This window comes from Syntrophales bacterium (genome assembly GCA_035363115.1).
Lineage (GTDB): Bacteria > Desulfobacterota > Syntrophia > Syntrophales > PHBD01 > PHBD01.
Window position 1 is genome coordinate 1 of the sequence record DAOSEM010000005.1, and the last position, 17,967, is coordinate 17,967.

14 protein-coding genes are annotated in these 17,967 nt (G+C 62.9%); 3 read left to right on the forward strand and 11 right to left on the reverse strand.

The window, feature by feature from the left end:
- The 3 genes from PLO63_10910 to PLO63_10920 form a co-directional block, all read right to left on the reverse strand.
- A partial coding sequence (locus PLO63_10910) for a hypothetical protein (GenBank protein HOI74648.1) occupies nt 1–311 on the reverse strand: 311 nt, incomplete at its 3' end.
- A gap of 140 nt (nt 312–451) precedes the next feature.
- The gene (locus PLO63_10915; protein ID HOI74649.1) at nt 452–1,267 is read right to left on the reverse strand and encodes a mechanosensitive ion channel; all 816 of its coding nucleotides are present in this window, start codon (nt 1,265–1,267) and stop codon (nt 452–454) included.
- 413 nt (nt 1,268–1,680) lie between these two features.
- Nucleotides 1,681–3,018 (reverse strand): response regulator, encoded by a 1,338-nt coding sequence (locus PLO63_10920; GenBank protein ID HOI74650.1) that lies wholly within the window; start codon nt 3,016–3,018, stop codon nt 1,681–1,683.
- 354 nt (nt 3,019–3,372) lie between these two features.
- On the opposite strand from PLO63_10920, the gene PLO63_10925 reads away from it, so the two are divergent.
- Nucleotides 3,373–4,338: an MBL fold metallo-hydrolase gene (locus tag PLO63_10925; GenBank protein HOI74651.1), complete on the forward strand. Its 966-nt coding sequence runs from the start codon at nt 3,373–3,375 to the stop codon at nt 4,336–4,338.
- A gap of 108 nt (nt 4,339–4,446) precedes the next feature.
- Nucleotides 4,447–4,938, forward strand: a complete 492-nt coding sequence (locus PLO63_10930) for a flavodoxin family protein (protein HOI74652.1) — start codon at nt 4,447–4,449, stop codon at nt 4,936–4,938.
- Nucleotides 4,939–5,149: 211 nt separating this feature from the next.
- On the opposite strand, the gene alaS is transcribed toward PLO63_10930, so the two are convergent.
- From alaS to PLO63_10970, 8 genes are all read right to left on the reverse strand, one after another.
- A complete protein-coding gene (alaS, locus tag PLO63_10935; GenBank protein HOI74653.1) occupies nt 5,150–7,780 on the reverse strand; it encodes an alanine--tRNA ligase in 2,631 nt (876 codons plus the stop codon).
- Entirely contained in the window at nt 7,777–8,268 is a 492-nt protein-coding gene (locus tag PLO63_10940; protein HOI74654.1) for a RecX family transcriptional regulator, read from the reverse strand. The genes alaS and PLO63_10940 overlap by 4 nt, the downstream gene beginning before the upstream one ends.
- Nucleotides 8,265–9,338, reverse strand: a complete 1,074-nt coding sequence (recA, locus tag PLO63_10945; GenBank protein HOI74655.1) for a recombinase RecA — start codon at nt 9,336–9,338, stop codon at nt 8,265–8,267. The genes PLO63_10940 and recA overlap by 4 nt, the downstream gene beginning before the upstream one ends.
- Nucleotides 9,339–9,407: 69 nt before the next feature.
- Nucleotides 9,408–10,010 (reverse strand): RNA 2',3'-cyclic phosphodiesterase, encoded by a 603-nt coding sequence (gene thpR / locus PLO63_10950; protein ID HOI74656.1) that lies wholly within the window; start codon nt 10,008–10,010, stop codon nt 9,408–9,410.
- Nucleotides 10,003–11,259, reverse strand: a complete 1,257-nt coding sequence (locus PLO63_10955) for a competence/damage-inducible protein A (protein HOI74657.1) — start codon at nt 11,257–11,259, stop codon at nt 10,003–10,005. The genes thpR and PLO63_10955 overlap by 8 nt, the downstream gene beginning before the upstream one ends.
- Before the next feature lie 51 nt (nt 11,260–11,310).
- Nucleotides 11,311–11,805 carry a phosphatidylglycerophosphatase A gene (locus tag PLO63_10960; protein ID HOI74658.1) on the reverse strand — a complete coding sequence of 165 codons (495 nt, stop codon included), beginning with the start codon at nt 11,803–11,805 and terminating at the stop codon, nt 11,311–11,313.
- 63 nt (nt 11,806–11,868) lie between these two features.
- Nucleotides 11,869–14,142, reverse strand: a complete 2,274-nt coding sequence (feoB, locus tag PLO63_10965) for a ferrous iron transport protein B (GenBank protein ID HOI74659.1) — start codon at nt 14,140–14,142, stop codon at nt 11,869–11,871.
- A gap of 113 nt (nt 14,143–14,255) precedes the next feature.
- Entirely contained in the window at nt 14,256–15,503 is a 1,248-nt protein-coding gene (locus PLO63_10970) for an MFS transporter (protein HOI74660.1), read from the reverse strand.
- Between the two features lie 268 nt (nt 15,504–15,771).
- Between PLO63_10970 and PLO63_10975 the strand changes: the two genes are divergently transcribed.
- On the forward strand, nt 15,772–17,760 hold the full coding sequence (locus tag PLO63_10975) for a DEAD/DEAH box helicase (protein HOI74661.1): 1,989 nt from the start codon (nt 15,772–15,774) through the stop codon (nt 17,758–17,760).
- Nucleotides 17,761–17,967: the final 207 nt, after the last annotated feature.

A 17,967-nucleotide genomic window follows, 5' to 3' on the forward strand; every position in this document is an offset into this window, starting at 1 on the left:
ACGCCGACAGGAAGACCAGCGCGAGCACGACCAGCAGGAACTGAAGCATTCTTCTGTGATGCATGATGTCTCCTTTCTTCATGAATGAAACCCTGTCTTGCGACTTGCCTATATGTAAGACCAACTCCCTTATGCCTTCCATTCAGAAGTGCAATGTGGGCAGCTGTTTGACTCAGGGGGACAGATGACAGGAAGAATGGGCATGCTCTCTCACCGGGCGGGGGCACGGGGGCATCCTTCCTCTTCAGCCTCTTCCCTTGCTTGACGATCAGAAACACAGAAAACGTGACTGCCGGGGGACGGACGATCATGTTGGCGAAGACCCCTTCCTGCCACGGGAGACCGGACCCGATTGCGGGGACCCGGTCACGTGTATATCGCGGTGTGTGAATCTCCCGCCCGGATGGTTCCGGGATATCCATCCGTTCCATTTCCCGCCGATCCCGGATTGTCACACCTGCCGACGTTCGTAGAGATGCACGTCCGTCCTCGGGTAGGGAACGGAGAACCCCTGGTCTTCAAAGCGCTTCTTCACCGCCTCGATGACATCGAAATAAACACCCCAGTAGTCGGTCCCTTTCACCCACGCCCGCACCTGGAAAACGACCCGGTTCTCGGCCAGTTCTTTGACGAGAATGTCTGTGGGGGGGGCCTTGAGGATCCGTGCGTCGCCGTCGACCACCTCCCGGAGACAGGCCCTTGCCCGGTCGATCCCATCGCTGTGGCTCACCCCGAAATCCAGGTCCACTCTGCGGGTTTCCTTCTTCGAGTAATTGACGATGCTGTCGCCCATCATCTTGGAATTTGGAACGATGATCACCTTATTGTCCACCGTCACGAGGGTGGTTGTAAACACTTCGATCTTTTCGACGATCCCGGCGGCTCCGCCGCCCTCGATGTAATCACCCGCCTTGAACGGTTTGAAGATGATCATGAGGAAGCCGGCGGCAAAATTCGAAAGGGAGCCCTGAAGGGCCAGCCCGATGGCCAGTCCGGCGGCGCCGATAACGGCGATGAAGGACGTTGTCTGAATGCCGAGCTGTGCCAGTGCCGCAATCACGAAGAACGTGAGCAGGGCAATGTACACCAGGTGACCGACGAACGAGATGATGGTCGGGTCGACCTTTCTCTTTGTCATGACCCGTGTCATCAATGCCTGGATTGCCTGCGCAATCCATCGTCCGACCAGGAAGATAACGAGGGCGGCGATCACCTTGAGTCCATAAAAAGCAACCCATTCCTCCATTTTGAGCCACAGAGATTCCATGCGCTGCCTCCTTTCGGGAGGACTTCCTCCCTTTGACGATGCCCGTTTCCAGAAGACGAATCCCTAATTCTGACGGCGGCGCTTTCCTCCACTCATGTCGTCTCCGGCGAGGATCCTCCGACTCCAGGTTCAGCATCCACCGGTGAAACACCAGTCGATCGGGCAGAGGGATGGCCGGATGAAGCGTCGCTCTTCCGGCGGCGGCCCCCGTTTCAAGCGTCAGCCCCGCCGGGCAATGGTGGTGTGCGTTCGGGAGAAAACCTATGAATGGACTTTTATTGCTTAACGATATCCTTATGCCAATACGAATTTACTTCAGGTAATCTATCAGGACTATACTGATATTCGGGCAGTATTCTTTTTGAAATACAGTAGGTTGACTGTTATGCTTCGGTAGGTGGGATGACAAGATTTCAAGCAAGCGTCTGCAGGTGAGAATGGAGGCTTGCCCTCCGGTTCGTCAGTCCGCATTTCCGGCGGAGACTGTCCCTGTGGAACTCCACGGCTCGAACGGAAGTGTTCAGGATGCTGGCAATTTCCTTGGTCGTGCGGCCGTCCTTCACGAGGTCGGCAATCTGAATCTCCCGGGGTGTCAGCGTAGCGTAGAGGGATTTCAGGCGACGGAGAAAGGGAGAGGCGATCTCGTTCAGGCTTTTTTCAATCTGGTCCACCTTCCGTCGAAGCTCTTCATTCCGGGAGGATTCCTTCAAATCCTGCAGGTACGGGAGAGTCAGTTCCCGCAGGTTGGCTACGAGCTGTTCCTCCAACTCCGTCCGGTCCTCTTCCCGCTGCTTCAGAAGAACCTTCAGGGCCGTGACGGCCTCTTCCAGGTCATGGGTCTTGTTCTCCAGTTCTTTTTCCCGAACCTTCAGCGCCTCCCCGGTGCGGATCCGCTCCGTGATGTCACGGGCCACGGAAATCAAACCGATGATTCTGCCGTCCCGGATGATGGGGGATCCGCTGACTTCGCCGATCCTGATCGTCCCGTCCCTGGCAACAAAGTCATAGATTGCGGATGAGATTGTTTCACCCCGCAAGATCCTCATGATATCGTCAACAACCCGTTGAAAAGATTCAGGGGACACCATGTGGACCCAATCGGAGACGGATCTTCCCACGATGTCTTCCGGTTTATAACCCCATATTTTTTCGACGGAAGGCGATACACTGGAGACGCGAAGATCGCTGTCTATCGTGTAAATGACGTCCGTTACGTGATGAAACGTCAGGCGATATCTCTCCTCCAGCTTCTGCAGCTGCTGATTGGCGGCCTCCAGGTCCGACATCTTCTTTTCCAGCTTCTTGAAGAGGATTTCATTATGCTGACGGAAGATCTCCATCTCCTCCCCAAAGGGCCTTGCCGCCACCTGCTTTGCCTCATAAGCGTTGTCCAGCACCTCTTGGATGATTCGCATCAACACTTCCGGCTCCTGAGGCTTGACGATGAACCGGTCCGCCCCGAGACTCAGGGCAAAGGTCTTGTCGTTCGGGTCCGTGTAGGTGGCCGTGTAGAAGATCAGGGGAATGTGCTTGAGCGCTTCGTTCGCCTTCCACTCTCGGCACAGGGCATAGCCGTCCATAACCGGCATCAGGATGTCCGTAATGATCATGTCCGGCGGGTTGTGTTTTGCTATCTCCAAGGCTTCCGCCCCATCGATGGCGGACTCCACACTGTAGCCGTTTGCCTTCAGGAGACACTCCAGCAGATAGACGTTCGTTTCCTGATCGTCAACGATCAGGCATCGCTTCATGGCCCCTGATTTCACCCCGGCGGTCCCTCCGGAAGAAGTTTCTGCAGCCGGTCGGGATGCTCCGATACCACCCCTTTGAAGCCCCGGCACCTGCCGCGGATTTGTATCACTTCAAACCCTTTGCGGTCCATCATGAATATCGGAAGGTGCACGTTCTGTTCATTGAAAAGGGCCCCATCACAATAAAAAAGCGGCTTTGATATGTTTTCGAGCCGTCTTTCCCGCGGATGTTTGCCTTCTTGACATTGGGCCGTCGATGGGTCACAAACGGCGGGACGCTCTTCGGGCGGGGGTTTTTTTGCCCTGTTTATTTCCAGGTCCCCGCGGGGCCTGTCTCAGGAGAATGATCTAATCATGCAGGAAATTGCCGACCATTTTTACCGCATCACGCTCCCCATGCCCTTCCGGCTGCAGCACGTCCAGATTTATGCGCTTCTTCACCAGGGACGGTTGACCCTGTTCGACACGGGAATGAACTCGCCCGAGGCCTTCGCGAAACTGGAGCGATCCCTGGCGGACCTGGGCTGCTCCATCCGGGATGTCGAGCGCATCTACATCACCCATCACCACACCGACCATGTGGGTATGGCGGGGCGGATTCGACGGGAATCGGGGGCGGAAATCCTCTTTTCCGAGACCAGCCGCCTCTACATCCGCGAAAACGCGAACCAGGACCGGCTCGTCCGGGTGCTCCGGGATTTCTATGCCGTCCACGGCCTGCCGGAGAAAGCCCTCGCCATGATGTCAAAGCTCATGGCGCACTTCCGCAATTCCCAGGTGCCCTTCGATCCGGATTCCTGCCCCGCCCTCAAGGAAAACCACTCGGTGTACGGACGGCCGGTGCAGGTCTTCCAGACACCGGGACATACCCGGGGACACGTGGTTTTCTTCTTCCCGGAGGAAGGCATTCTTCTGTCCGGGGACCACGTTCTGCCGGACATCACCCCCAACCTGAGCCCCGACCTCTTCGATCGCGAATTCCGGGTCCTGCGGAGTTTCCTGGCCTCGCTCCGGGAGATCTCGGCCCTGCCGGTCAAACGGGTCTGGCCTGCCCACGGGGAGCCCTTCAGCAACCTTACGGGGAGGGTCGAGGAGATCCTTGTCCACCACGAAGAACGAAAGGCCCTTGTCCTGGCTTCGGTCCGGAAGGGGACCCGGCAGGCCGTGTCGGTGTCGGCGGACCTGTTCGGCGACGACCTGCCGGACTTCGATCAGTACCTGGCGCTCAACGAGACGTATGTGCACCTGGTGGAGCTCATGGACGAGGGGCTGGTCGCACAGTCGGAAAAGGGGAGCCAGCTGTTCTACACGGCCCGCTGACCGGGGAGCCGGGGCGGATCGGTCCGGGCCTTCCGGCTTGGCCGGCGATGCTTGCATTTTCGCGGACAATCCCGTACGAAAGGGGAAAATTTCTGCATGGAGGTCGGAATGAAGGTACTGGTTGCGTATTACTCCCTGAGCGGCAACACGGAAAAAGTGGCCCGGGCCATCTTCGAGGCCATCGAAGCAGAAAAAGAAATCAAGCCCGTCAAGGAAGTACAGAGCACCGACGGGTACGACATCCTGTTCATCGGCTTTCCCGTTCAGGCCCATAGTGTTCCGGAAGCCGCACAGCCACTGATCCGGAATCTCAAGGCGGGCCAGAAGGTGGCCTTCTTCTCCACGCACGGATCGCTTCGCGGCGGACAGCTGGCCCGGCAGGCCTTCGAGGACGCACTGGGGCTCGCGGCGAAGGCAACGGTCCTGGGCCATTTCGGCTGCCGGGGCAAGGTGGATCCCAGGATCATCGAGATGCTGCTGAAGAAGCCGGAGCACAAGGCCTGGGGCGAGGAAGCCAGGGGTGCCGATCCCCATCCCGATGCGGCGGACCTGGCGGACGCAAAGGATTTTGCCCGCAAGATGATGATCAAGGCCTTATAGGCTCGCATACAGCTCGGAACGCCTTGGAAGTTCCGGGAAGAGCGGTTTGACGGAAGGGGCAGGAAGGCCTTCGGGCCTGGATGCCCCTTTTTTTATTGGCAGGAGCTCCGAATACCTGGAATGATCAGGAAGAAACGGAAAAGGGGAAGCAGACCGCAGATCCGCTTCCCCCTTTTTTATGCTTGAAATCGGCAGCTTTTTCAGCCGCCCGTTACAGCAGCGCGTCGATCTTTTCCAGGGCCTGCCCGATGTTCTCGGGCTTCGGACCACCCGCCTGGGCCATGTCGGGCCGGCCGCCGCCGCTGCCTCCCACGACGGGGGCCAGCTCCTTGATGATGTTCCCGGCGTGGTACTTCCCGGCCAGGTCCTTCGTCACCATGCAAAGGAGCATCGCCTTGTCGCTTACGCGGCTGCCCAGCAGCACGATCCCCGATCCCAGCTTGTCCCGGACCTTGTCTCCGAAATCCCGGAGGGTCTTCACATCCGGGGCGTCCACCTGTGCCGCCAGGACCCGGACGCCCTTGATCTCCCGGGCCCGGTCCATCAGGTCCGCTGAGTCCTTGGCCGCCAGCTTTCCCTTCAGGGCCTCAATCTCCTTTTCCAGGTCCCGCTGGTGCTTCAGGATCTTTTCCACCCGGTCGGACACCTCGGCGTGGCCCGCCTTGAGGAGCTCCGCTGTTTTCTTCAGCTCCTCCTCGATCTGTTCGACGTACTTCACCGCCTCACGGCCCGCCACGGCCTCGATGCGCCGGACGCCCGCGGCCACGGAGGACTCGCCGACGACCTTCAGGAGTCCGATGTCGCCTGTCCGGACGACGTGGGTGCCGCCGCAGAGCTCAGCACTCTTGTCTCCCATCTGTACGACCCGCACCTGGTCGCCGTACTTCTCGTCGAAGACCGCCGCCGCCCCTGTCTTCATGGCCTCTTCCTTGGGGAGGACCGCCGTCACGACGGGGTGGTTGCCTCGGATGATGTCGTTGGCGATCGCCTCGATCCGCTTCATCTCCTCGTCTTCGATGCGGGAGAAGTGGGTGAAGTCGAAGCGGAGGCGCTCCGGGTTCACCAGCGAGCCCGACTGCTTCACGTGGTCGCCCAGGACCGCCCGAAGGGCCGCGTTCAGGACGTGGGTCCCCGAGTGGTGGGCCTCCGTGGCCCGCCGGGTCTCCATGTCCACCTTGAGCGTGACCTCGTCGCCCACCCGGATCCGGCCCTTCTTCAGCTTGCCGATGTGGGTCAGGACGTCCTCCACGGGGGTCTGGGTGTCCCACACCTCGAAGAGAAAGCCCGGGCCTTCGATGACGCCCGTGTCCCCGATCTGTCCACCCTTCTCGCCGTAGAAGGGTGTCTGGGCCACAAAGATCTCGCCGTTCTCCCCCTCCTCCAGGACGTCGACCCGGTCGTCCTTCTTCAGGATGGCCGTCACGTAGGAGTCCGCCTCGGTGACCGCCTCCCATCCGATGAAATTCGTCGTGATGCCATCGACGGCAAGGCGCTTGTAGACGTCCGCCACCGCCTGCTCGCCGCTGCCCTTCCAGGACTCCCGGGCCTTCTCCCGCTGGGCCTCCATGGCCTCTTCGAAGCCTTCCGTGTCCAGGGTCATGCCGTCCTTGCGGACGATGTCCGCCGTCAGGTCCACGGGGAATCCGAAGGTGTCGTAGAGCTTGAAGACCACCGAGCCGGGGACGACGGTGCCGCCGGACTTTTTGAGAGCCGCCACCTCGTCGCTCAGGATCTTCAGCCCCGAGTCGAGGGTGGTGATGAACCGCTGCTCCTCGTTGATGACGACCTTGCGGATGTAGGATTCCTTCGTCACCAGGTCGTCGTAGGGATCCTTCATGAGGTTCACGATGACCGGCACGATCTCGTTCAGGAAGGGCTTGTCCAACCCCAGGAGCTTGCCGTGCCGGGCGGCCCGGCGGAGGATGCGCCGGAGGACGTAGCCCCGGCCCTCGTTGCTGGGGAGGCAGCCGTCGCCGATGAGGAAGGTCACGGCCCGGCTGTGGTCGGCGATGACCCGCAGGGAGACGTCGCTGTCTGGATTGCTGCCGTAGGGCTTGCCGCACAGGTTCGCCACGAACTGGATGATCGGCTGGAAGAGGTCCGTGTCGTAGTTGTTCATCTTTCCCTGGACGACCGCAGCGAGGCGCTCCAGGCCCATCCCGGTGTCGATGTTGGGCTTTGGCAGGGGCGTGAAGTTTCCCTCCTTGTCCCGGTCGAACTGGGTGAAGACGTGGTTCCAGATCTCCAGGTGGCGGTCGCAGTCGCATTCCACACTGCACTCGGGGCGGCCGCAGCCGACGGAGGGCCCCTGGTCGTAGAGGATCTCGGAGCAGGGCCCACAGGGGCCGGTCTCGCCCATCATCCAGAAGTTGCTCTCCATTCCCATCCGGACGATCCGCTCCGCCGGGACCTTCATCTGCTTGTTCCAGATCTCGAAGGCCTCGTCGTCCTGCTGGTAGATGGTGATCCAGAGCTTTTCCTTCGGGAGTCCCATGACGCGAGTCAGGAAGTCCCATCCCCAGAAGATGGACTCCTTCTTGAAGTAATCCCCGAATGAGAAGTTGCCGAGCATCTCGAAGAAGGTGTGGTGACGGGCCGTATAGCCGACATTTTCGAGGTCGTTGTGCTTGCCGCCCGCCCGGACCGACTTCTGGGAGCTGGCCGCCCGGGTGTACCCCCGGTCCTCCAGTCCCAGGAAGCAGTTCTTGAACTGGACCATCCCGGAGTTGGTAAACAGGAGCGTCGGATCGTCCTTGGGAATCAGGGACGAGCTGGGCACGATGGCGTGCCCGTTCTCCGCGAAATATTGCAGAAACTTCGTCCGGATTTCGGCTGCCGTCATGGAATGTCTTCCTCCTTGCTTCCGATTTCTCTGATGTTGTCGAAGACCGCCTCGGGGGGGAAACCCTGTCCCATCAAACGGCGGATGATTTTCTCACGTTCTTTTGTCCCGGCCCGCAGTGCCGCCCGGGTTTCCTTCCTGCGAAGGATCTGCCGGACCGCATCCGCCTCGGACAGCTCCCGCCGGACCTCCTCCAGGGCGTCCCGGACCACGTCCTGCGCCAGTCCCCGGTCGATGAGGCGGGTCGCGATCCGGCGGTTGCTCATCAGCCGCTCCGCCGCCATGCTGCGGACCCAGCGCCGGGCGACGGCCGCATCGTCCAGGTACCCGAGTTCATAAAGCCTTTTGACGACCCTGTCAACGGTTCCGTTATCGAACTCCCCGGCTTTCAGGCGCATCCGGATCTCCCGCTCGCTCCGGTCCCGAGCGGCAAGGAGACGGAAGGCCTTCTGCAGGGCCTTCCCATAGGACGGGTCCTCTCCGGTCATGTCCGATGCGGTTTTTCGGCTTTCCCGGCGGGTTTCTCACCCTTCTCCGCGGAACCGGATGCCTTCGAACCGGTCTTGATCCCGAATTTCTCCTTCACGAGGTCTTCAATCTCGCGGAGAAGGGCGGGATTGTCCTTCAGCATGTTCCGCGTGTTCTCGCGGCCCTGGCCCAGGCGCTCCCCCTTGAAGGAGTACCATGCACCGCTCTTCTCAACGACGCTGCTCTCCGCGGCCAGGTCGAGGAGGTCGCCCTCCCTGGAGATGCCCACGCCGAAGAGGATATCGAACTCGGTCTCCCGGAACGGCGGGGCCACCTTGTTCTTGACCACCTTCACCTTGGTCCGCATGCCGATCACGTCCTGGCCGTCCTTGATGGACGTGACCTTCCGGATGTCGAGCCGCTGGGAAGCATAGAATTTCAGGGCGTTTCCGCCGGTCGTCGTCTCGGGGTTGCCGAAGAAGACGCCGATCTTCATCCGGAGCTGGTTGATGAAGATGACCGTCGTCTTCGACTTGCTGATGCTTCCCGTCAGCTTGCGCAGGGCCTGGGACATCAGGCGGGCCTGGAGGCCCATCTGGGCGTCCCCCATGTCCCCTTCCAGCTCCGCCTTGGGCACGAGGGCCGCCACGGAGTCCACCACCAGGACGTCGAGGGCGCCGCTGCGGACGAGGGTCTCGGCGATCTCCAGGGCCTGCTCCCCCGTATCGGGCTGGGAGATGAGCAGGTCGTCGGTGTTGACGCCGATCTTCCGGGCATAGACGACGTCCAGGGCGTGCTCGGCGTCGATGAAGGCGGCCAGCCCGTTCTGCTTCTGGGCCTCCGCGACGATGTGGAGGGCCAGGGTCGTTTTGCCGCCCGATTCGGGGCCGAAGATCTCGATGATCCGCCCCCGCGGGACGCCGCCGACACCCAGGGCGATGTCCAGGCTCAGGGACCCCGTGGGGATGGCCGGCACATCCGCCGGAGGCTCGCCGCCGCCGAGGCGCATGATCGCGCCCTTCCCGAACTGACGCTCGATCTGGCTGATGGCCAGGTCCACCGCTTTCTCCCGATTGAAGTCCGATGTCATTGTTTCCTCCCTTATGGATTTGATTCGGCAACGTGCCGCGATTTCATGCAATCCGTGTCCGGCCGGGACTCAGGAATCGTCCCGCCGCCGTTCCTTCCCGAAGGGCCAGGAGGCGAGTTTCGTATAGACGGCTCCCTGGGGCAAGAGGTCGCTCTGGAAGAGGCACAGATCCCGGGCAACAAACCCTCCCGCCGTCCACTCCGCTGCCTCCTCCATCGCCCCGGCCAGCCCGGCGAGTCCCCGGGGCGTCTTGATCCGTCCCAGGGTCAGGTGGGGACGGAACGGGCGGTCCTCCCGGGGGAATCCCTCCGCTTCCAGGGCCGCCTCGATGGACTTCTGGAGTACGATCAGTGGGTGGATATCCCCCTCCATTCCCATCCAGAGGACCCGGGGTCGGCTGGAGCCGGGGAACACGCCCATTTTCCGGACCTCGATGCGGAGCGGAGACGTCCCCATGGCGAGGGGCTCCACGATCCGGGAGATCCGTTCCACGTCGGCCGGTGCGATATCCCCGAAGAACTTCAGGGTCAGGTGGATCCCCCGGGGGCGTACCCAGGAAATCGTTCCCTGGATCTTTCGTTTCAGGCGCTCCTGGTGGCTGCCGATCTGCCGGAGGACCTCCTCCGGAGGGTCGATGGCCAGGAAGGCCCGGATGCTCTTTCCGTCAGGCATCGTCCGGCTCCCCCTTCAGGTAGCGCAGGAGGAGAATCAGGGCCGTCTGGGCCGTCATGACCTTGTTCCGGCGGCGAGGCCAGCGGAAGCAGAAGCGGCGGCAACGGGTCTCCCGGCCGTCGGAGAGGGCGATGAAGACCGTTCCCACCGGCTTTTCCTCCGTTCCCCCCGAGGGGCCGGCAATGCCCGTGGAGGCGAGTCCCAGGTCCGTTCCCGAGATTCGCCGCACCCCTTCCGCCATGAGGCGTGCCGTTTCCTCGCTCACGGCGCCGTGCCTGAGGAGGACGTCTTCCGGCACCCCCAGGAGGTCCCGCTTGGCCTCGTTGCTGTAGGTCACAAGGCCGCGCTCGAAGCAGACGGAGCTGCCGGGGACGTCGGTGAGACGGTCGGCGATCAGCCCGCCCGTGCAGGACTCTGCCACGGCGAGGGTCTTCTTCTGTTCTGTCAGGAAAGCGCCGACGACCCCTTCGAGGGTCTCGTCGTCCCGGGCGAAGATGTGCCGGGCGAGGCGGCTCTCGACCTCCCGCGTGGCCTCCCTCAGGATTTTTTCCGCTTCCTCCTCCCGGCTGTGCCGGATGGTCAGTACGATGTGGTTCTCGGGGAAGTTCGGGTAGAAGCCCACATCGACCCCGTGGGCCGCAAAGTCCAGGTCGGCCAGGGCCTCGTCCACCGCCGCCTCCGAGAGGCCGAAGGACTTGAGGGTTTTGGTCCTGATGAAGGGAGTGTCGCCGGGAAAGGCCCGGGCGAGGAGGGGCAGGACTCCCTCCGGGAGCATCCGCTGCACTTCCGCGGGGACGCCCGGGATCACGGCCACGATCTTCCCGTCCGTCCGGACGGCAAACCCGGCGGCCGTCCCCGTCGGATTCGGGATCACCTCCGCCCCGGCGGGAAATACGGCCTGCTTCGCGTTGTTTTCGGTCCATTTGAGGCGGTATCTCTCGAAAATGCCCCGGATATGGGCCAGGACCGCCTCGTCGGTGTACAGGCCGAGGCCGAAGGCCTGTGCCACGGCCGCCGTCGTGATGTCGTCCGCCGTGGGGCCCAGCCCGCCGGTGATGATCACGGCATCGGCCAGGGAGAGCACGTGGTTCAGGGCGCCCCCGATCGCCTCGAAGCTGTCGCCCACGCTCATCATGACCGGGACCTGCCAGCCCCGGGACCGGGCGGTCCGGGCGATGAGGGCCGCGTTGGCGTCCTGGATCCGTCCTCCTGTCAGTTCGTTGCCAATGGTCAGTATCGCGATCTTCATGTCGTTGATGGTCCGGAGTCTCCGGTCCGGGACGGTCGGGGCTCCGGAGGGCTAAAACCCGAACACCCGGATCGCCAGGTGAAGGAGGATGCTTCCGTAGATTCCCGCCGCCACGTCGTCCAGGACGACTCCATAGCCGCCGGGTGCCTTCCGCTGAAGGAAACCGGCGGGAAAGGGTTTGACAATATCCAGAAGGCGGAAGAGCAAAAATCCCGCCGCCAGGTGGGACGGCGTGGGGGAAATGAAGCTCATGGTCCACAGGAAACCGACGACTTCGTCGAGGACGATCTTCTGGGAATCCTTCTCCTGGAAGATCCTCTCCGCCCGTCCGGTGATCCAGAACGCCGCCCCGGTGCAGCCGAGGAGGACCGCCAGGTATACCGGTGGGGACAGGGGAGAAAAGAGCAGGAACAGGGGAATGCCCAGAAGGGTCCCCGCCGTTCCGGGAGCAACCGGGACATGTCCCAGGCCGAGGCCCGTCGCCGCTGCCTTGATCAGTTTCTCGACCAGAAATCCGCCTTCAGGGGAAACAGGATGGGTCTGCACGGTGATTAGCCTTTTTCCCGGGGCCTGTCAATGACGAGAATCGGCCGCAACCGGCGCCCCGGGTCACAGGCCGATCAATCGGGCCAGATGAAAGGAAGCGATGCCCATGGTCATGGAAAGGGCCAGCATCGCAATGAAGGACGCGGAGAACCATTGCCGGCTGTCCATTTCCCGGCGCAGGACCGCCAGGGTGGCCGCACAGGGCACGAAGAGCATCAGGACCACCAGGAAGGCCAGGGCGGAGGCCGGGGCCAGGGCCTGGGGCAGGATGCCGATCAGCCCCTCGTCGCCCACGCCGTAGAGGACGCCCAGGGTGGCGATGGCGTTTTCCTTGGCCACGATGCTCGTCAGGAGGGCGACGATCAGTTTCCAGTCGAATCCCAGGGGGGTGCCCAGCGGCTCCAGCAGCCGTCCGAGCCAGGCGAGTGCGCTCTCCTCCACCGTCGCCCCGGGCCAGTGGGACAGGATCCATACCGCCACGGAGACCGCCAGGATGATCGTCCCGGCCTTCCGGATGAAGGCGGCCGTCCGGAACCAGACGACAGTGGCGATCGTCCGCAGGTTCGGCTTGTGGTAGAGGGGCAGCTCCATGATGAAGGGCATCGGTTCTCCCCGGAGAAGGATCCGGCCGGCCGCCATGCCCACGATCCCCAGGAGAAGAATGTTGACCGCCAGGACCGACCAGGCGACCAGGGCGGCCCGGGGGCCGAACACGGCGGCGGAGACGAAGGTCAGGACCGCCAGCCGAGCCGTGCAGGGGATGAAGGGAGAAAGGAACATGGTCAGGAGCCGCTCCTTGCGGGACTCGATGATCCGTGCCCCCATCACCGCGGGTACGTTGCAGCCGAAGCCGAGGCACAGGGGGATGAAGCTCTTCCCATGGAGGCCGATGAGGTGCATGAACCGGTCCATGACGAAGGCCGCCCGGGCCATGTAGCCCACATCTTCCAGGATCGCGAGGAACAGGAAGAAAATGATCAGGATCGGGACGAAGGTCAGGACCGTTCCCGCCCCGCCGAAAGCCCCCTCGATGAGAATGCCCTTCAGCCAGGGATGGGCGCTTCCCATCCAGGTTTCCAGGCTCTGTGCCGCCGAGGAGAACAGCCCTTCCAGCAGCTTCTGAAGGGGAAAGCCGATCCAGTACGTGGCGGCGAAGATCAGGCCGAAGGCGCCCAGGAGAATGGGGATGCCGAACACGGGGCGCGTCAGGATATGGTCGATCCGGTCCGTCAGGACGACCTCGCCCATGCGGAAGCGGGAGATGGCCGCCCGGGTGACCTCCTCGATCCAGTCGTATCGACCCCCGACAACGGCATGGAGGGCGTCCTCGTGCTGGACCAGGAGCGCCTGGATCCGGCTCCGGATCTCGGCGGGAACCTCCGCATCCACCAGTTTTGTGATTTCGGGATCTCCCTCCATCAGCTTGATGGCCACCCACGGGGCGTTGTAGCCGCAGGTGTTGGCGGGGAGCGATTCGGGGAAATGCTTGCTCACCAGGTCGACGATCTCCCGGTAGATGGCCTGATGGTCGCTGGACACGCCCGGGACCCTGGGATGATAGGAAACCTCCCCCTTCTGGAGGGCGATCAGCTTGTTCACCAGTTCCCGGACGCCGCGGTTCTTTACGGCCACCATGGGAACCACGGGAATCCCGAGGGATGACTGGAGGGCGTTGACGTCGATGGAAATTCCCTGGTCCTCCGCCACGTCCAGCATGTTCAGGGCGATAACGACGGGGGGACCCAGGAGCAGGATTTCCGTGAGGAGATAGAGGCTTCGCTCCAGGCCGGCCGCATTGACCAGGAGGACGATCACGTCGGGCCTCTCGTGGACGATGAAATCCCGGGCGACCTTTTCCTCCTCGGAGCAGGCCGTGAGGCTGTACGTCCCGGGGAGGTCCACGATCCGCATTTCAACCTCGCCGGAGTGGTGGACTCCTTCTTTCTTCTCCACCGTTTTCCCCGGCCAGTTTCCCACGTGCTGGGACAGCCCGGTGAGGATGTTGAATATGGTGGACTTCCCGATGTTCGGCTGGCCCGCCAGGGCCACGAGAAGCCGCCGGCTTTCCTCCTTTTCGGGGAGAGGCTCCCCGGCGGCTTCGGGAAGGATCTGAACGAGGATCTTTTCCGCTTCTCCTATTCCCAGGGCAACACGGCCGTCCCCGACCTGGACGATCAGCGGGCCCCCGCCGCTCCGGCGCAGCACCTTCAGCCGCGTCGCCGGTGCGATCCCCATGGAGGCAAGGCGCGACATGAAGGCGTTCCCTCCGATCAGGGAGAGGACCTGTGCGATGTCTCCTTCCTTGAGGGTCGAAAGGGGAACTCCTTCTTCCTTCATGCGTCAGGGCCTTTCGGGGATCTTGGTGAATCCGGGATCGCTCATTCGGAACCCCGGGAAATAGTTATTGTTCCACCCGGCAAATATATGCAGCGGAGTCGGCGGGTCAAGAATTATTCCGTTTTCAGGCGGGACGGTTTCAGGGATGCCACCAGGATCGCCGCCGCCAGCAGGAGAATCAGGTCCATCCACCATGCCGCCGTGTACGATCCGAAGCGGTCATAGATCATGCCGCTGACGATGGCGCCCGTGCTGCCGCCGATGCCGGCGACGAAAAAGGTGAGCATGCCGTAGGATGCCCCGAGAACGAGGCTTCCAAACCGGTCCGCCAGGAGATACGGCATCAGCGGGGCGATGGATCCGTAACCGAAGCCGAAGAGCAGGGCGTAAAGGACCATGTGGTTCATGGTGGAGGCCACGAGGAGAACGCCCACGCCGGCGGCCATGAAAAGAAAGCCCAGGCTTGCCGCGTACTTTGCATCCCGGAGCCGGTCCGAGAGCCAGCCGAAGAAGAAGCGGCCGCCGATGCTGGCCAGCCCGATGTACCCGGGCAGCAGGGCCGCCTTGATCAGGTCGATGCCGAGCTCCATGCCGAAGGCCGTCTGGTGGATGAACGCCGAGATCTGGGCCACCAGGGCGAAGGTATAGCAGAGGCTGAGAACCCAGTAGCGCGAGTCGCGGAGAACCTGATTCATGGGCATGCCCGGAGCCACCGCCGGCGGGGGCGTTTCTTCGGGATGCGACGGCGGCGCCTCGCCGTCGGGATGCAGGCCGTAGTCCTCCGGCCGTGTCTTTCCCATGAGGGTCTGCGCCGTGATGACCCCGAGCACGAGGACGAGGCCGCCGAGGATCCAGAATCCCCAGGGCCAGCCCCATTGCTTGACGGCATAGCCGACCAGCGGGGAAAGAAGCATGCTCCCGACCCCGATTCCGACGGAGGCGATGCCGATGGCGAGGCCCCGTTTCCGCTGGAACCATTTTGCCACCGTGGAGCTGCCCACGACGGCCCCGAGACAGGATGTGCCGATGCCGGCGAGGAGCCCGTAGGTCAGGTACAGATGCCAGGGCTCCCGGACGAATCCCGTCAGGAAGAGGGCCGTGGCCAGGGTCACGGCCCCGAAGGTCATGACCCAGCGCGGGGCGATCCGGTCCAGGAGCCTGCCCGAGAAGATCCCCCCGATTCCGTAGACGACCATTGTGATGGAGGGAGCGAGGGAAATAGCCGAGCGCGACCAGGACAGGTCTTCCGTGACGGGCTTGACGAAGATGGTGAAACAGTAGGTTGTGCCGTGATTGAGCCCCATCAGGACGAAGGCCCCGAAAACCACGTACCAGCCCCAGTAGATTGTTTTCCGTTGCATGAGTGTTCCTGACGGCCTGGAATACCGCGTCCGGCCGCCGTTTTCTTGGAGCTGGCTCTGCGGCCGGCGCGCTGTGCCGGTGCCGCAACATGTAGGCGGAAAAGGCATTCCTGTCAACCAAAGGTTGCCGCTGTTCCTTTACGGCGTGCCCCCTCCTGTGATAGGACCATCACCGGATCAATCCCGGAGGACCATGCAATCTTCCCTGTCCCGTTCCCGAAAACGAAGGGTCGCCCGCCCGGGCGGACCCCAGAAAGCGCCTGTCCGGATGAAGCCGGATGCGGACCCGCTTCTGCGGAGCGTGTTCTCGCGCATCGGCCGGCCCCCGGAGGCCCCGTTCGTTCCCGATCCCTTCCAGCTTGAGGCGCTGGAAGCGGTCCGGCAGTCCGACTGCCTGGTCACGGCGCCCACGGGATCCGGCAAGACCTGGATCGCCGAGCAGGCCATCGAGGACGTTTTCCGCCGCGGCGGCCGCGCCTGGTACGCCTCCCCCCTCAAGGCCCTGACGAATGCCAAGTGGGTCGAGTTCGGCCAGCAATTCGGGGCGGATCACGTCGGAATCCTGACGGGAGACACGAAAGAGAATCCCGACGCGCCGATCATCGTCGGGACGACGGAGATCCTGCGGAACCAGCTTTACGACGCGATGCACCAGGGAAAAGACCTGCCCTGCGACCTGGTGATTCTCGACGAGGCCCACTACCTGGGGGATCCCGACCGGGGGGTCGTCTGGGAGGAGATCATGATCTACCTGCCGGCACGGGTCAACCTCCTGCTCCTCTCCGCCACGATCGGCAACGCCGAGGAGATCGCCTCCTGGCTTTCGTCGCTGCGGGATAAACCGTGCCGGGTCGTGCGGGAGACGGGTCGTCCCGTTCCCCTCTTCCCCCTGTTCCTGCACCCTACGGGGCGGATCATGCCGTTTCTGGAACAGCGGCGCCTCTATGGGAAGGTGGCGGAGTTCTCCGTCGCCGGCAGTTCGCCGGCGGGGCGCGGCCGGCCGCCCCATTTCGGCGACATCCTCCGGGTACTCCGGGAATATCATCTCCTGCCGGCGATCTTCTTTCTCAAGTCCCGGTCCGAGTGCGACGGAGCCCTGAAAACCTGCCGGAGCGGTCCGGGCGTTCATGCCGGAGAGGCCTTTCGGGAGGATGTCGGGGAGCTGTTTTCCCGCTTTCCCTACCTGGAGCAGCACCGCCAGTTCCACGACCTCCAGCGCTGGCGCGTGGCGGCCCACCATGGCGGGCAGCTTCCGGCCTGGAAATTCTTTGTCGAGCGGATGATGAAACAGGGCCACCTGGAGGCCATTTTCGCCACCTCCACCGTGGCGGCCGGGGTGAATTTCCCCGCCCGGACCATCGTCCTGTTCAACTCGGACATCTTCGACGGCCACTCCTTCAATCCCCTGACGGGGACGGCCTTCCACCAGATGACCGGCCGGGCGGGTCGGCGCGGTCAGGACAAGATCGGCTTCCTGGCCCTCGTCCCGGGGCGGTTCCTGGATGTCTCCCATGTCCGGCGGCTTCTCTTCCGGGAGGCCGAGCCCATCGAGAGCCGGATCCGCAACGACTTCTCCATGGTCCTGAACCTGCTCCTGTCGCAGACACCGGAGGACGTGCGGGTCATCTTCGAGCGCTCCTTCGCCGCCTTCCAGGCCGCCGCCCGCGGGAAGAAGCCGGGGCGCGGGCTCTGGGAGGGATTCATCCGGCACCTTGAATTCCTGAAAAAGGAGGGCTTCGTGGGGGAGGACGACCGGCTGACGGAGAACGGCCTGTGGGCCTCGAAGCTGCGGCTGGACCATCCGCTCCTGATCGCCGAGGGGCTTCGGCGGGAGGCCTTCCCGGCTAAGGACGAGCGGCTCTTCGCCGCCGCCATCGCGCCCTTCGTCTATGACGGCGACCTGGACGTGAAGTTCGAGTCGAAGAAGATCCCGCGAGCCTTCCGGGAGGCCGTGGGAAAGGTTGCATCGGTCCTCAAGCCGCTCCTGGACCGGATGAAGGCCGCCGGGTTCCCTGTCCAGCCGCTCCGGCTCTGGCCGGCCCTGGTGGTGTACGACTGGGCCCGCGGCGTCCCCTGGGACGACATCATCCGCAGGACCGGGATCAACGACGGCGACCTGGCCATGCTGGTCCTTCGCACGGCGGACAACCTGCGGCAAATCGCATCACTCCGCGAGAGCCACCCGGAGACGGCGGAACTGGCAGCAAAAGGGCGGGAGGCGATCCTCCGGGAGCCCGTCGTGTTCGAGTGGGAGTAAGACCCCCCCGATTTTACAATGCAGTGTTCGATCCTCTGTGTGCCGGATTCCTGCAGGACAACCCTATCACTTATTAAACACCTATTGACATATCCGGAAAGTTTCGGCAGTCTTGCGCCAATCAAACCATAGCCGGACGACCATATTCTCGAAGAAATCCTTTTACGAACGATAGAGTACAGCACAGGCGCACAGGCCGCCGTTCCG

Excerpts from the sequence above, each read along its gene's own strand:
- alaS (HOI74653.1), bottom strand. The coding sequence starts at position 7,780 with ATGACGGCAGCCGAAATCCGGACGAAGTTTCTGCAATATTTCGCGGAG.
- PLO63_10955 (HOI74657.1), bottom strand. The coding sequence starts at position 11,259 with ATGAAGATCGCGATACTGACCATTGGCAACGAACTGACAGGAGGACGG.
- recA (HOI74655.1), bottom strand. The coding sequence starts at position 9,338 with ATGACATCGGACTTCAATCGGGAGAAAGCGGTGGACCTGGCCATCAGC.
- PLO63_10920 (HOI74650.1), bottom strand. The coding sequence starts at position 3,018 with ATGAAGCGATGCCTGATCGTTGACGATCAGGAAACGAACGTCTATCTG.
- thpR (HOI74656.1), bottom strand. The coding sequence starts at position 10,010 with ATGCCTGACGGAAAGAGCATCCGGGCCTTCCTGGCCATCGACCCTCCG.
- PLO63_10940 (HOI74654.1), bottom strand. The coding sequence starts at position 8,268 with ATGACCGGAGAGGACCCGTCCTATGGGAAGGCCCTGCAGAAGGCCTTC.
- PLO63_10925 (HOI74651.1), top strand. The coding sequence starts at position 3,373 with ATGCAGGAAATTGCCGACCATTTTTACCGCATCACGCTCCCCATGCCC.
- PLO63_10930 (HOI74652.1), top strand. The coding sequence starts at position 4,447 with ATGAAGGTACTGGTTGCGTATTACTCCCTGAGCGGCAACACGGAAAAA.
- PLO63_10915 (HOI74649.1), bottom strand. The coding sequence starts at position 1,267 with ATGGAATCTCTGTGGCTCAAAATGGAGGAATGGGTTGCTTTTTATGGA.
- PLO63_10975 (HOI74661.1), top strand. The coding sequence starts at position 15,772 with ATGAAGCCGGATGCGGACCCGCTTCTGCGGAGCGTGTTCTCGCGCATC.
- feoB (HOI74659.1), bottom strand. The coding sequence starts at position 14,142 with ATGAAGGAAGAAGGAGTTCCCCTTTCGACCCTCAAGGAAGGAGACATC.
- PLO63_10970 (HOI74660.1), bottom strand. The coding sequence starts at position 15,503 with ATGCAACGGAAAACAATCTACTGGGGCTGGTACGTGGTTTTCGGGGCC.